At 62.5% G+C, this 12,948-nt stretch carries 10 protein-coding genes and 4 tRNA genes; 7 read left to right on the top strand and 7 right to left on the bottom strand.

Features of this window, described 5'->3' with window-relative positions; translation table 11 throughout:
* Nucleotides 1-2: 2 nt before the first annotated feature.
* The 4 genes from kdpC to QU606_RS06370 all read left to right on the top strand — a co-directional run bounded on the left by kdpC (nucleotide 3) and on the right by QU606_RS06370 (nucleotide 6,215).
* Nucleotides 3-662, top strand: a complete 660-nt coding sequence (gene kdpC, locus QU606_RS06355) for a K(+)-transporting ATPase subunit C (protein WP_069075607.1) — start codon at nucleotides 3-5, stop codon at nucleotides 660-662.
* A 12-nt stretch (nucleotides 663-674) separates the two neighbouring features.
* The gene (gene kdpB, locus QU606_RS06360; RefSeq protein WP_168233581.1) at nucleotides 675-2,744 is read left to right on the top strand and encodes a potassium-transporting ATPase subunit KdpB; all 2,070 of its coding nucleotides are present in this window, start codon (nucleotides 675-677) and stop codon (nucleotides 2,742-2,744) included.
* Nucleotides 2,745-2,874: 130 nt separating this feature from the next.
* A complete protein-coding gene (locus QU606_RS06365) occupies nucleotides 2,875-5,526 on the top strand; it encodes a sensor histidine kinase KdpD (RefSeq protein ID WP_304998237.1) in 2,652 nt (883 codons plus the stop codon).
* A complete protein-coding gene (locus QU606_RS06370; protein WP_102624010.1) occupies nucleotides 5,523-6,215 on the top strand; it encodes a response regulator in 693 nt (230 codons plus the stop codon). Before QU606_RS06365 ends, QU606_RS06370 begins: the two co-directional genes overlap by 4 nt.
* Nucleotides 6,216-6,406: 191 nt before the next feature.
* On the opposite strand, the gene QU606_RS06375 is transcribed toward QU606_RS06370, so the two are convergent.
* The 5 genes from QU606_RS06375 to QU606_RS06395 form a co-directional block, all read right to left on the bottom strand.
* Nucleotides 6,407-6,483, bottom strand: a tRNA-Asp gene (locus QU606_RS06375).
* A gap of 19 nt (nucleotides 6,484-6,502) precedes the next feature.
* Nucleotides 6,503-6,578, bottom strand: a tRNA-Val gene (locus QU606_RS06380).
* Nucleotides 6,569-6,814 carry a hypothetical protein gene (locus tag QU606_RS06385; RefSeq protein WP_277379343.1) on the bottom strand — a complete coding sequence of 82 codons (246 nt, stop codon included), beginning with the start codon at nucleotides 6,812-6,814 and terminating at the stop codon, nucleotides 6,569-6,571. The genes QU606_RS06380 and QU606_RS06385 overlap by 10 nt, the downstream gene beginning before the upstream one ends.
* An 80-nt stretch (nucleotides 6,815-6,894) precedes the next feature.
* Nucleotides 6,895-6,971: transfer RNA gene (locus QU606_RS06390), tRNA-Asp, on the bottom strand.
* A gap of 19 nt (nucleotides 6,972-6,990) precedes the next feature.
* Nucleotides 6,991-7,066: transfer RNA gene (locus tag QU606_RS06395), tRNA-Val, on the bottom strand.
* A gap of 159 nt (nucleotides 7,067-7,225) precedes the next feature.
* On the opposite strand from QU606_RS06395, the gene rdgC reads away from it, so the two are divergent.
* The 3 genes from rdgC (at nucleotide 7,226) to sugE (ending at nucleotide 9,639) form a co-directional block, all read left to right on the top strand.
* Nucleotides 7,226-8,146 (top strand): recombination-associated protein RdgC, encoded by a 921-nt coding sequence (rdgC, locus tag QU606_RS06400; protein WP_304998238.1) that lies wholly within the window; start codon nucleotides 7,226-7,228, stop codon nucleotides 8,144-8,146.
* 107 nt (nucleotides 8,147-8,253) lie between these two features.
* A complete protein-coding gene (locus QU606_RS06405) occupies nucleotides 8,254-9,219 on the top strand; it encodes a bile acid:sodium symporter family protein (RefSeq protein WP_069075602.1) in 966 nt (321 codons plus the stop codon).
* A 105-nt stretch (nucleotides 9,220-9,324) separates the two neighbouring features.
* Nucleotides 9,325-9,639: a quaternary ammonium compound efflux SMR transporter SugE gene (gene sugE, locus QU606_RS06410; protein WP_024074363.1), complete on the top strand. Its 315-nt coding sequence runs from the start codon at nucleotides 9,325-9,327 to the stop codon at nucleotides 9,637-9,639.
* Between the two features lie 129 nt (nucleotides 9,640-9,768).
* Here the strand turns inward: sugE and QU606_RS06415 are convergent, their stop codons facing one another.
* The gene (locus QU606_RS06415; RefSeq protein ID WP_150293206.1) at nucleotides 9,769-11,637 is read right to left on the bottom strand and encodes an MFS transporter; all 1,869 of its coding nucleotides are present in this window, start codon (nucleotides 11,635-11,637) and stop codon (nucleotides 9,769-9,771) included.
* A gap of 57 nt (nucleotides 11,638-11,694) precedes the next feature.
* Nucleotides 11,695-12,843, bottom strand: a complete 1,149-nt coding sequence (locus QU606_RS06420; RefSeq protein ID WP_024074361.1) for a TDT family transporter — start codon at nucleotides 12,841-12,843, stop codon at nucleotides 11,695-11,697.
* Nucleotides 12,844-12,948: the final 105 nt, after the last annotated feature.

A 12,948-nucleotide genomic window follows, 5' to 3' on the forward strand; every position in this document is an offset into this window, starting at 1 on the left:
GGATGACGACTCAATCGATATTCAAAGGGCTGTTGCGCCCAGTGCTGGTTTCGGCGGTTTTTTTCATGCTGCTGACGGGGCTCGCATACCCGGCGTTCACCACCGTTGCCGCACAGCTGTTGTTTCCGTTCCAGGCCCGGGGTTCGCTGCTTGAACGCGACGGCCTGGTGATGGGCTCGGCGCTGATCGGCCAGCACTTCACCCGCCCGGAATACTTCCACGGCCGCCCGAGCATGACCCTCGGCGCCGACCCGCAAGACCCGAGCAAAAGCGTCTCGCAGCCGTACAACGCAGGCTCCAGCGGCGCGAGCAACCTGGGCCCCACCAGCCAGAAGCTGGTGGACCAGGTCGCCGCACGCGTCCAGGCCTATCGCCAGGACAACGGCCTGGCCACCGACGCGCAAGTGCCGGTGGACGCCGTCACCGCCTCCGCCTCCGGCCTCGACCCGCATATCTCGGTGGCCAACGCGCGGCTGCAACTGCCAAGGGTCGCCCGCCTGCGGCAACTCCCCGAAGCCGAGCTGCTGCAACTGGTCAACGCCCACACCACCGCGCGCACCCTCGGTTTGCTCGGCGAACCACGGGTCAATGTGCTGCAACTCAACCTTGCGCTGGACGCTCGCCTGCCATCGCGTCAGCCCCCCATTGCGGCCAGTGAGTAAGAGATTTCCCCCATGAAGAATGCTCGTTTACCTCTGTTTGATCGCAGTATCGTGCTGACCGCCTGTGCGGACGCGTTCAAGAAACTGCTGCCCCAGGCCCAGTGGAAAAACCCGGTGATGTTCGTGGTGTACCTGGGCAGCATCCTTACCACGCTGCTGTGGTTCCAGTCCCTCGGTGGCCAGGGTGAAGCGCCCAGCGGCTTTATCCTCAGCATCACCTTGTGGCTGTGGTTCACCGTGCTGTTCGCCAACTTTGCCGAAGCCCTGGCCGAGGGCCGCAGCCGGGCCCAGGCCGCGAGCCTGCGCGGGATGAAACGCCAGACACTGGCCAAGTTGTTGCAACAGCCCAAGCACGGCGCGGCGTGGCTGCCGACGGAAGCCACGCTGCTGCGCAAAGATCAGGTGGTGCTGATCGAAGCCGGCGACCTGGTGCCGCTGGACGGTATCGTGATCGAAGGCGTCGCCTCGGTGGACGAAAGCGCAATCACCGGCGAATCGGCGCCGGTGATTCGCGAGGCCGGTGGTGACTTTTCCTCGGTCACGGGCGGCACGCGGGTACTGTCGGACTGGCTGGTCGTACGCATCAGCGTCAACCCTGGCGAATCGTTCCTGGACCGCATGATCTCGATGGTCGAATCGGCCAAGCGTCAGAAAACCCCGAACGAAGTCGCCCTGACCATCCTGCTGGTGGGCCTGACCTTGTTGTTCCTGCTGGTGATTGCCACGCTGAGCCCCTATTCGATCTTCGCCGTGGCCATGAGCGGTACGGGCAGCGTGGTCAGCGCCACGGTGCTGGTGGCCTTGCTGGTGTGCCTGATCCCGACCACCATCGGCGGCCTGCTCTCGGCCATCGGCGTGGCGGGCATGAGCCGCATGATGTCGGCCAATGTCATCGCCACCTCCGGGCGGGCGGTCGAGGCGGCGGGCGACGTCGACGTCCTGCTGCTGGACAAGACCGGCACCATCACCTTGGGCAATCGTCAGGCCAGCAACTTTTTGCCGGCGCCAGGGGTGAAAGAAGCCGAGCTGGCGGACGCCGCGCAACTGGCCTCGCTGGCCGATGAAACCCCGGAAGGCCGCAGCATTGTGGTCCTGGCCAAGCAAAAGTTCGACATCCGTGGGCGGGACATCAACGCCCTGGGCGCCAACTTCGTACATTTCACTGCACAGACGCGCATGAGCGGCGTCGACCTGCCCGAAGGCCGGGCGATTCGTAAAGGCGCAGCCGACGCGATCCGCAGTCATATCGAAGCCTTGGGGGGCAGCTTTCCGGCTGCCTTGCAGGCCAAGGTGGATGAAGTGGCACGCCGCGGTAGCACGCCGCTGGTGGTATCGGATGGCGCCAAGGCACTGGGCGTGGTCGAGCTCAAGGATGTGGTCAAGGGCGGTATCAAGGAGCGCTTCGCCGAGTTGCGGCGCATGGGCATCAAGACCGTGATGATCACCGGTGACAACCGCCTGACCGCCGCCGCGATTGCCGTGGAGGCCGGCGTGGATGACTTCCTCGCCGAAGCCCGCCCGGAAGACAAGCTGCAACTGATCCGCGACTACCAGGCCCAGGGCAAGCTGGTGGCCATGACCGGCGACGGCACCAACGATGCGCCGGCACTGGCGCAGGCCGACGTGGCGGTGGCGATGAACAGCGGCACCCAGGCCGCCAAAGAGGCCGGCAACATGGTCGACCTGGACAGCAACCCGACCAAGCTGATCGAAGTGGTCGAGGTCGGCAAACAGATGCTGATGACCCGCGGCGCCCTCACCACCTTCAGCGTGGCGAATGACGTGGCCAAGTACTTCGCGATCATCCCGGCGGCGTTTGTCGCGACCTATCCCCAGCTCGGTGCGTTGAACGTGATGCAGCTGAGCAGCCCCAACTCGGCGATTCTCAGCGCCGTGATTTTTAACGCGCTGATCATTGTCGCGTTGATTCCCCTGGCCCTGCGCGGCGTGACTTACCGCTCGATCGGCGCGGCGGCCTTGCTCAACCGCAACCTGCTGATCTATGGCCTGGGCGGGGTGCTGGTGCCGTTTGCCGGGATCAAGCTGATCGACCTGCTGCTGACGGGATTGGGCCTCGTATAGCGCCCCATCCACTGTAGACGCGAGCTTGCTCGTGAAGGGCGTTAACGATAACGCGGGAAACCTGACACCCAACGGCACCCTCAGGTTTTTCGCGAGCAAGCCCGCGCCTACAGACAACTAGAGGAAGAATATGCCCGCCTTAAACGATGCACGCCCCGACCCCGACGCCCTGCTGGCGCGGGTGCAACAGGAAGAACAGGCCGCCTTGCGCGGCAAATTGCGTATCTATTTCGGTTCCAACGCCGGCGTGGGCAAGACCTGCGCCATGCTCGAAGCAGCGCAACGCGAGGTCGCCCAGGGCCGTGACGTACTGGCTGGCGTAGTGGAAACCCATGGCCGTACGGAGACCGCCGAACGGCTCCACGGCCTGGAGCAACTGCCCCGCGCCCACCGCCTGCACGGTGAGTTCGCCCTCACCGAATTCGACCTCGACGCCGCCCTGCTGCGCCATCCCGCCGTGGTACTGGTGGATGAACTGGCTCACAGCAACATCCCCGGTTCGCGCCATCCCAAACGCTGGCAAGACGTGGAAGAACTGCTCAGCGCCGGCATTGATGTATGGACCACCCTCAACGTGCAACACCTGGAAAGCCTGAATGACCTGGTCAGCAGCATCATCGGCATTCGCGTGCGCGAGACCGTGCCGGACCATGTGTTCGATAACGCTCACGAAGTGGTGGTGGTCGACCTGCCGCCGGACGATCTGCTGCAACGCCTCAAGGACGGCAAGGTGTACCTGGGCCCTACGGCGGCACGCGCATCGCAGCATTTTTTCCGCAAGGGGAACCTTTTGGCCTTGCGCGAATTGGCATTGCGGCGCACGGCGGATCGGGTCGACACGCAGATGCGCGTGTACCGTCGCGAACAGTCGATCAAGACCCTGTGGCCCGCCCGCGAACGGCTATTGGTGGGTGTGGCCGGTGATGCCGGCGATGAACGCCTGGTGCGTGAAGCGGCGCGCCTGGCGCAAAAGCTGGAGGCGGACTGGATTGTCGTGCATGTCGCCTCCGCCCAGGGGCGCGGTGCCAGGCGCTACCTGAGCGCGATTAAAACCTTGGCCCTGGCCAGCGAATTCGGCGCCGATACGGCCACGTTGCCGGGCATGGACGTGGCGCAAGCCTTGGTCGCCTGTGCCCGTGAGCACAACGCCAATCGCCTGGTGCTGGGCCATCACCCGCGCCAGGCCTGGCGGTTCTGGCATCAATCGGTCAGCGACCGGATCAGCCACCATCATCCGCAAATCGACCAGATCGTGATGGCCCACGGGGTTGTGCCCGACAGGCCCCCGATCCTCGAAAAACCTGCGCCCGTGCCAGGTAGGGCCTTGGCCTATGGGTGGGCCAGCCTTGCCTGTTTCGCCGCCAGCGCCGTCGCCGCGTTGCTGTTGCAAGTGTTCGACCTGGCCAACGTGGTCATGCTGTTTTTACTCACGGTGGTGCTGGTGGCCTTGCGGTATGGACGCGGCCCCGGCGTGTGGGCAGCGATGCTCGCGGTGCTGTGTTTCGACTTCTTTTTCGTGCAGCCGCGCTATTCCTTCACGGTCACTGACACCCAGTATTTTTTCACCTTTGCGCTGATGCTCGGCATCGCCTTGATCACCGGGCAACTCACCGCACGCCTGCGCCACGAAGCGCGCACCGCCGCCGCGCGCGAACGCCGTGCGACCTCCCTGGCGCGGCTGGCGCGTGACTTGTCGGCAGCGTTGACCGTGGAACAAATCAGCGAAGTCGCGCTGCGCACGTTCAGCGGCGTGTTCGAAGCCCGCGTCGGCCTGGCCCTGCCGGACGCCGCCGATGGCGTACACAGCGTGGGCGCAGGCGGGCTGCCGATGGATGACAGCATCGCGCAATGGACCTACGACCACGGCCATGCCGCCGGCCACGGCACCGACACCCTATCGGCGGCCAAGGGCTGCTACCTGCCGCTCAAGGCGCCTATGCGCGTACGCGGTGTGCTGGTGCTGGAACTGGCCCAGAGCGAACGGCTGAACGACCCACAGGAACGCCGCCTGCTGGAAGCCTGCATGAGCCAACTGGCGATTGCCCTGGAGCGCGTGCATTTTGTCGAGGTGGCGCAAAACACCCTGGTGCAGATGGAGGGTGAAAAAATGCGCAATACCCTGCTTGCGGCGATTTCCCACGACCTGCGCACACCATTGACTACCTTGATCGGTGCCGCCGACACCGCCCTGCCCCACGCCCCACCGGGGCCGTTGCGCGAGTTGTTGCACGGCATCCACGAACAAGCCACGTCGATGCAGCGCCTGATCGAAAACCTGCTGGACATGGCGCGCATGCAGGAACGCGGCGTGCGCCTGAACCGGCAATGGCACTCCCTTGAAGAAATCGTCGGCAGCGCCCTGCGCCAGTTGCGCGAGCCGTTGGCGCGGCATCAGGTGCACACCTCGCTCGACACGCGGTTGCCGCTGGTGGACGTCGACGCGCTGTTGATCGAACGCGTGCTGGTCAACCTGCTGGACAACGCGGCCAAGTACACCCCACCGGGCACCACCATCAGCGTCGCGGCCCACGCCACGTCGGACAGCATCGTGCTGATGGTCAGCGACACCGGCCCGGGTCGGGCCCCGGCCAATCTGTTCGAACCGTTTGCGCGCGGCCAACAGGAGTCTTCCGTGACCGGCATCGGCCTGGGCCTGGCGCTGGCCAAACGTATTGTCGAGGCACACGGCGGGCGTATCGAGGCCAACCCGGGGCGTACCTGCGGCATGCATTTCATCATCACGCTACCGGCGGGCACTCCGCCGTCCATGGAATCCCTATGAACACTGCACGTATTCTGATTGTTGAAGACGAAGCCAATATCCGACGCTTTGTCGGCATCGCCCTGCAAGACGAAGGGTTCCAGGTGTTCGAAGCCGATAGCGTCAAGCGCGCCTTGATCCACGCCGCCAGCCGTCAGCCGGACCTGGTGATCGTCGACCTCGGCCTGCCGGATGGCGATGGCAAGCAACTGATCAGCGAGCTGCGCGGCTGGCTGGCGGTGCCGATCCTGGTGCTATCGGCACGTGATCGCGAAGAAGAAAAAGTCGCCGCCCTGGACGCCGGTGCCGATGACTACCTGACCAAGCCCTTCGGCGTGCCCGAGTTACTCGCCCGCATCCGCGCCCAACTGCGCCGGCACGGGCAGACCGGCACCGTGGCGGCCACCAGCAAAGTGGCGTTTGGCGAGATTGAAGTCGACCTCGCCACCCATGAGGTCTGGCGCAAGGGCCAACCGGTACACCTCACGCCCATCGAATACCGCCTGCTCTGCGCGATGGTGCGTGGCCAGAGCCGGGTGCTCACCCATCGCCAGCTACTGCTGGAGGTGTGGGGCCTGGATTACGTGGATCGCGCCCACTACTTGCGGGTGCACATGGCGCACCTGCGCCAGAAACTGGAGGAGGACCCCGCTCAACCGCAGTACTTCATTACCGAGTTGCAGGTGGGCTATCGGCTGATGGGGTTGTGAACAGGCGTTCGGCGGCGACGTCCAGGAACACGCGGATTTTCGGGGTCAAGCCCGATGAACAGCGCATCGCGTTCTACTGCTTGCCGGACGAACTCTTCCAGCCGCTTTGCCAAACCCCAGACAGCAAAAAGCCCGCTCGATGAGCGGGCTTCCTGTGGTACCTGGCGTTCAGCGTTCCAGGTGACCGAATATGGCGCAGCGGACGGGACTCGAACCCGCGACCCCCGGCGTGACAGGCCGGTATTCTAACCGACTGAACTACCGCTGCGCGTAACACTTGAAGCGAATGGTGGGTGATGACGGGATCGAACCGCCGACCCTCTGCTTGTAAGGCAGATGCTCTCCCAGCTGAGCTAATCACCCTTCACTTTCGGTGTGGGGCGCATCATATACGAAAAATCTGCAATGTGTTGATTTAAATGCAATTTATTTGAAATAAATTTTCGACCAGCGCGCGCGGCCCCGAAAACACCGAGTTTGTACGGTGAACCGCGTAACTTCATGGTCAGCACGCGGTGGGATTTCTGATCCGCGCCTAAAAAACGCCGCCGATCATCGGAAATGATCGGCGGCGTTTTGGTCTGCCGGAGCGTGTTCATAAACCCCAGACAGCAAAAAGCCCGCTCGATGAGCGGGCTTCCTGTGGTACCTGGCGTTCAGCGTTCCAGGTGACCGAATATGGCGCAGCGGACGGGACTCGAACCCGCGACCCCCGGCGTGACAGGCCGGTATTCTAACCGACTGAACTACCGCTGCGCGTAACACTTGAAGCGAATGGTGGGTGATGACGGGATCGAACCGCCGACCCTCTGCTTGTAAGGCAGATGCTCTCCCAGCTGAGCTAATCACCCTTCGTTTCGGTGTGGCGCGCATTCTACGGAGCGACCCCAGGTCTGGCAAGCACTTTCTTAAATCTTTTTTTTGATAGCTTCCAATGGCTTAGGCAGGGTTGGCCTCAGCCGCTATCAAGAGAATAATGCCCCCCTTTGTATAAAGGAGAGACTCACCCCATGTGGTTCAAGAACCTGCTTATCTATCGCCTGACCCAAGATCTGCCTGTTGATGCCGAGGCGTTGGAAGCGGCCATGGCCACCAAACTGGCGCGCCCATGTGCAAGCCAGGAGTTGACCACTTACGGTTTCGTCGCGCCTTTCGGTAAAGGCGAGGACGCTCCCCTGGTCCAAGTCAGCGGTGACTTCCTGCTGATCGCCGCGCGCAAGGAAGAACGCATCCTGCCGGGTAGCGTGGTGCGTGATGCCCTCAAAGAGAAAGTCGAGGAAATCGAAGCCGAGCAAATGCGCAAGGTCTATAAAAAGGAACGGGACCAGATCAAGGATGAAATCATCCAGGCGTTCCTGCCGCGCGCCTTTATCCGCCGCTCGTCGACCTTCGCCGCCATCGCGCCGAAACAGGGCCTGATCCTGGTCAACTCGGCCAGCCCGAAACGCGCCGAAGACCTGCTCTCCACCCTGCGTGAAGTGATCGGCACCCTGCCGGTGCGCCCACTCACCGTGAAAACCGCGCCAACCGCCATCATGACCGACTGGGTCACCACCCAGAAACCGGCCGATGACTTCTTCGTCCTCGACGAATGCGAACTGCGCGACACCCACGAAGACGGCGGCATCGTGCGTTGCAAGCGCCAGGACCTGACCAGCGAAGAAATCCAGCTGCACCTGAGCACCGGCAAAGTCGTGACCCAACTGTCCCTGGCCTGGCAGGACAAGCTGTCCTTCATGCTCGACGACAAGATGACCGTCAAGCGCCTGAAGTTCGAAGACCTGCTGCAAGACCAGGCGGAACAGGACGGTGGTGAAGAAGCCCTGGGCCAACTGGATGCCAGCTTCACCCTGATGATGCTGACCTTCGGTGACTTCCTGCCGGCGTTGATCGAAGCCCTCGGCGGCGAAGAAACCCCGCAGGGCATCTAAGCCGTGTGAAGATCAAAATGTGGGAGGGGCAAGTCGAATCGTCGCACCGCCCCTCCCACATTTGATCGCATTTGCATTTCAAAAATCGAATAAAAAAGGACACCCCCATGCGCGCACTCGCCGCCTTGAGCCGCTTCGTCGGCAATACCTTCGCCTACTGGGTGTTGATATTTGCCGTGCTGGCCTTCTTCGAACCCAACGGGTTCATCGGCCTGAAAAGCGCCATCGTCCCGCTGCTGGGCCTGGTGATGTTCGGCATGGGGCTGACCCTCAAACTTGAAGACTTCGCCGAAGTCGCTCGCCACCCGTGGCGCGTGGCCCTGGGCGTAGTCGCACACTTCGTGATCATGCCGGGCGTGGCCTGGCTGCTGTGCCAGGCCTTCCACCTGCCGCCGGAAATTGCCGTTGGGGTGATCCTGGTCGGCTGCTGCCCAAGCGGCACCTCATCCAACGTGATGACCTGGCTGGCCCGTGGCGACCTGGCGCTGTCGGTGGCCATCGCCGCCGTCACCACCCTCCTCGCCCCGCTGCTCACCCCGGCGCTGATCTGGCTGCTGGCCTCGGCCTGGTTGCCGGTGTCGTTCATGGAGTTGTTCTGGTCGATCCTGCAAGTGGTGCTGCTGCCGATCGTGCTCGGCGTTGTCGCGCAACGCGTGCTCGGCGAGCGGGTGCACCATGCGGTGGAGGTGCTGCCGTTGGTGTCAGTGGTCAGCATCGTGATCATCGTCGCCGCAGTAGTGGCGGCGAGCCAGGCGAAGATCGCCGAATCGGGCCTGCTGATCATGGCCGTGGTGATGCTGCATAACAGCTTCGGTTACCTGCTGGGCTACTTCACCGGCCGCGTGTTCAAGCTGCCGTTGGCCCAACGCAAGTCGCTGGCGCTGGAGGTGGGCATGCAGAACTCCGGGCTGGGCGCCGCATTGGCCAGCGCGCACTTTTCTCCGTTGGCGGCGGTGCCGAGCGCGCTGTTCAGTGTCTGGCACAATATTTCCGGGGCGTTGCTATCGACCTACTTCCGCCGCATGAGCGAGAAGGAAGACCGTCGCATGCTGGAAAACACCCCGCAAACTTGATCGCCTGATCCATTTTCGGCACTCTACCGAGCTTCGCGGGGACGACCTCGCGACGCTCTCGAGCGCACATCAGGGGACGACCCCGCTTTTGCAAGGGAGGTCATCATGTCCTGGATCATTCTATTGTTTGCCGGCTTGTTTGAAGTCGGCTGGGCCGTCGGCCTGAAGTACACCGACGGTTTCAGCAAGCCGCTGCCCACGGCGCTGACGATTGCCGCCATGGCCATCAGCCTCGGCCTGCTTGGCCTGGCCATGAAGGAGCTGCCGCTGGGCACCGCCTATGCCATCTGGACTGGCGTGGGAGCGGTGGGCACGGTGATTGCCGGGATTATCCTGTTCGGGGAATCCATGGCGTTGTTCCGGCTGGCCAGTGTGGCGTTGATCATTTGCGGGCTTGTCGGGCTCAAGATCAGCGCTTAGGCCACTACCACCATCGGGGGCAAGTCGAATCGTCGCACCGCCTCCCACACTAGACCGCGATCGTCAGAACAACGTGATCAAATGTGGGAGGGGGCATGCCCCGATGAGGCCGGTACATCCAGCACAGAACTACCTGACACTCCCCCGCAAAGCGCCAACGACCTCCTGCAATCTGGCAGGCGTCGGACCCTCCACCGGCTCACCCGCCACCAGCACGACGCGCGACCAGATGCGATGGAAGAAGCCTTTGTTAGGATCGCGACTGAAGAAACTCCCCCACAACCCCTGCAACGCCATCGGGATCACCGGCACCGGGGTCTCCTCAAGAATGCGCGTCACGCCACCACGGAACTCGTTCATCTCGCCGTCAGCCGTCAACTTGCCTTCCGGGAAGATACACACCAACTCTCCGTCCTTCAGGTATTGGGCAATCCGCGTGAAGGCTTTTTCGTAGATCTGGATATCCTCATTGCGCCCGGCAATCGGGATCGCCCCCGCGGTGCGGAAGATAAAATTCAGCACCGGCAAGCGGTAGATCTTGTAGTACATGACGAAGCGAATCGGCCGACGCACCGCGCCGCCAATCAACAGCGCATCGACAAACGACACGTGGTTACACACCAGCAACGCCGCGCCTTCATCCGGGATCAGCTCAAGGTTGCGATGCTCCACGCGATACATGGAGTGGCTGAGCAGCCAGATCATGAAGCGCATGGTGAACTCGGGGACGATCTTGAAGATGTAGGCGTTGACCGCGATGTTGAGCAACGACACCACCAGGAACAGCTCAGGAATCGACAACTTGGCCACGCTCAGCAGCAGGATCGAGACAATCGCCGAGACCACCATGAACAGCGCGTTGAGAATGTTGTTGGCGGCGATCACCCGCGCTCGTTCGTGCTCGGCGGTGCGCGACTGGATCAGTGCATACAGCGGCACGATATAGAATCCGCCAAACACCCCCAGGCCGAGGATATCCAACAACACCCACCACGCCTGGCCGTAGCTGAGCACCGCCAGCCAGTCATTGGCCTGGACGTTCTGCGGGAAGCCGCCCGAATGCCACCACAGCAGCAGGCCGAACACGGTCAGGCCAAAGGAGCCAAACGGCACCAGGCCGATCTCCACCTTCCGCCCGGAGAGTTTTTCGCACAGCATCGAGCCCAGGGCGATGCCCACCGAGAACACCGTAAGGATCAGCGTCACCACGGTTTCGTCGCCGTACAACCACTCCTTGGCATAGGCTGGGATTTGCGTCAGGTAGATCGCGCCGACAAACCAGAACCATGAGTTACCGACGATGGAGCGCGACACCGCCGGGGTCTGGCCCAAGCCCAGGCGCAAAGTCGCCCAGGATTGGCTGAAGATGTTCCAGTCCAGGCGCAGTTGCGGGGTGGACGCCGCCGCGCGCGGAATGCTGCGGCTGGCCAGGTAACCCAGCACCGCCACGCCGACGATCGCCGCCGACACCACCGGCGCATAGTGGGTGGAAGACATCATGATCCCTGCGCCAATGGTGCCGGCCAGGATCGCCAGGAACGTGCCCATCTCCACCAGACCGTTGCCGCCCACCAATTCATCGTCGTGCAGGGCCTGGGGCATGATCGAATACTTCACCGGGCCGAACAGCGCCGAGTGCGTGCCCATGGCGAACAGCGCCAGCAGCATCAGTTCCAGGTGATTGAACATAAAGCCCGTCGCGCCGACGGCCATGATCACAATCTCGCCAATCTTGATCGCGCGGATCAACGCATCCTTGTTGAATTTCTCGCCAAACTGGCCGGCCAGCGCCGAGAACAGGAAGAAGGGCAAGATGAACAACAGCGCGCACAGGTTGACCCAGATCGAACGGTCACCGTCGATGGTGAGCTTGTAGAGAATCGCCAGGATCAGCGATTGCTTGAAGATGTTGTCGTTGAAGGCGCCCAGCAACTGGGTGATGAAAAACGGCAGGAAACGCCGTGTGCGCAGCAAGGTGAATTGTGAGGGGTGGCTCATCGTCCGTGTTCCTGCGTGGCCTGTTATTGATCAGGCCACGACTTTACCTAATCGCGCTTACTTATTCCCTAGTCCTGCAATACACGGCGAAACAAAAAGCTCACCTTTATAGGCGCCCTGCACAGTGCGCTTGGCAACGACCAGCCACATCAGCGTCAACGCGCCCACCAGCACACTGCCAAATGCGCTGAAGAAGCCCAGGTGCAACAGGCTCGACAGCTTCAACGTGGCCAGGGCATATACCCCCAGCGGGAAGGTAAAACCCCACCACCCCAGGTTGAACGGGATACCGGCGCGCAGGTAACGCAGGGTGATCAGCACCGCGATCAGCATCCACCACAAGCCGAAGCCCCACAGGGTCATACCCGCCACCAGGCCCAGGCCGTTGGCCATTTCACCGACGCCGGGCAAGCCATTGGCGGCAAAGATCGCCGGCGCATCGCCGCCCAGCACCAACATACCCAGGGCACCGGTACCGATGGGGCCGAGGGCCAGCCAGCTCGATGCGGCCATATTGGCGTGAGGCAATTTATGCAAGGCCATGCGCAGCATCAGGATGGTCAGGATACTGAACGCCACCGGCAGGGAGAACGCCCACAGCACGTAGCTGGTCACCAGCATCACCAGTTGCGAATGGGCGTCGACCAGGTGCGGCGCCAGCAGGCCACCACTGGCCGCCGCCACTTCGGCCGCGACCACCGGCAACAGCCATACGGCGGTCATCTGGTCGATGCTGTGTTCCTGGCGGGTGAACATCATGAACGGGATCAGCACGCCGCAGGCCAGGGACATGGCCACATCCAGCCACCAGAGCAGCTCGGCCAGGGGCAGCACATCACTCCCCCAGCGTGGCAGGCCGAACAACAACAATCCGTTAAGGATGGTCGCCAGGCCCATGGGGATAGTGCCGAAGAACATCGAGACGGTGGAGTGCCCGAAAATCCGCCGGGCCTCGTGGAAAAACATCACCCAACGCGCCGCATACAGGGCACTGAACAGCAGGAACAAGCCTATGGTGAACAGCCACAGCCCTTCGGCAATGGCGCGCAAACCCGGCAGGTCGAACGGTAATTGAGCCAGGGCCAGCGCAAGCACGCCGGTGCCCATGGTCGCGGCAAACCAGTTGGGGGTGAACTGGCGAATCACTTCCCGGGGACGGGCCAGGTGACTGAAGGGCTTGTAGCTGATGGTATTCGAGCAGGTCATGATGGCAATCCTCTTCCTCGCATGAGGTTGAGGCCATGGTAGAACCTGATCGAATATCTATATAACGGGTAATATCTCTAACTATTATCTATTTTACCGATATGC

Source organism: Pseudomonas sp. OVF7 (genome assembly GCF_030644265.1).
Lineage (GTDB): Bacteria > Pseudomonadota > Gammaproteobacteria > Pseudomonadales > Pseudomonadaceae > Aquipseudomonas > Aquipseudomonas gorinensis.

Excerpts from the sequence above, each read along its gene's own strand:
- kdpC (WP_069075607.1), top strand. The coding sequence starts at position 3 with ATGACGACTCAATCGATATTCAAAGGGCTGTTGCGCCCAGTGCTGGTT.
- kdpB (WP_168233581.1), top strand. The coding sequence starts at position 675 with ATGAAGAATGCTCGTTTACCTCTGTTTGATCGCAGTATCGTGCTGACC.
- QU606_RS06365 (WP_304998237.1), top strand. The coding sequence starts at position 2,875 with ATGCCCGCCTTAAACGATGCACGCCCCGACCCCGACGCCCTGCTGGCG.
- QU606_RS06370 (WP_102624010.1), top strand. The coding sequence starts at position 5,523 with ATGAACACTGCACGTATTCTGATTGTTGAAGACGAAGCCAATATCCGA.
- QU606_RS06385 (WP_277379343.1), bottom strand. The coding sequence starts at position 6,814 with ATGAACACGCTCCGGCAGACCAAAACGCCGCCGATCATTTCCGATGAT.
- rdgC (WP_304998238.1), top strand. The coding sequence starts at position 7,226 with ATGTGGTTCAAGAACCTGCTTATCTATCGCCTGACCCAAGATCTGCCT.
- QU606_RS06405 (WP_069075602.1), top strand. The coding sequence starts at position 8,254 with ATGCGCGCACTCGCCGCCTTGAGCCGCTTCGTCGGCAATACCTTCGCC.
- sugE (WP_024074363.1), top strand. The coding sequence starts at position 9,325 with ATGTCCTGGATCATTCTATTGTTTGCCGGCTTGTTTGAAGTCGGCTGG.
- QU606_RS06415 (WP_150293206.1), bottom strand. The coding sequence starts at position 11,637 with ATGAGCCACCCCTCACAATTCACCTTGCTGCGCACACGGCGTTTCCTG.
- QU606_RS06420 (WP_024074361.1), bottom strand. The coding sequence starts at position 12,843 with ATGACCTGCTCGAATACCATCAGCTACAAGCCCTTCAGTCACCTGGCC.